This is a genomic window from Paenacidovorax caeni (assembly GCF_001298675.1).
In the GTDB taxonomy this organism is placed as follows: Bacteria; Pseudomonadota; Gammaproteobacteria; order Burkholderiales; family Burkholderiaceae_C; genus Paenacidovorax; species Paenacidovorax caeni.
Genome location: NZ_CYIG01000148.1, coordinates 1 through 547 on the forward strand (window position 1 = coordinate 1; position 547 = coordinate 547).

A 547-nucleotide genomic window follows, 5' to 3' on the forward strand; every position below is an offset into this window, starting at 1 on the left:
CATCTTTCACGCGGCCACCGGCATCGATGCGGCTACCGTGGCCCCAGTGCAGACCACACTGCAAAAACGCATCCTGCGCGCCTTCGTTGCTCGGGGCCTGCTGGAGAACTGTGACGCCAAAGACATGCTGGGCTACAAACACAGCGGCTTCTCGGTGGACGCCGGTGTCTGCATCGAAGCCCACGACCGCGCTGCGCTGGAGCGGCTGCTGCGCTATTGCGCGCGTCCACCGTTTTCCATGGAGCGCCTACGCAAAGAGGGAAGCAAACTGGTGTACCGCTGTGCCAAACAGCGCAGCGAGCCCACCAGTGACAAGCGTGGTGCCAAGGCAGATGAGCTGCACCTCACACCGCTGGAGCTCATCGACCGCATTGCCGCCCTGGTACCCCCACCACGCACCCACCGGCACCGCTACTTTGGTGTGCTGGCACCAAACTCGCCGCTGAGAGCGGCGGTAACGGCGCTGGCTCAGCCTGCTGCGTCGCAACCAGCCACGGTGGAGACTGCACAACCTGGCGCGGGCGTACCTGGGGTGGCGGCGCCGGGC

General features: G+C 65.6%; 1 protein-coding gene. It reads left to right on the top strand.

Going from position 1 to position 547, the window contains the following annotated elements; translation table 11 throughout:
• The coding region (locus BN2503_RS19175; RefSeq protein ID WP_199445296.1) for a transposase at positions 1-547 on the top strand (547 nt) is incomplete at both ends.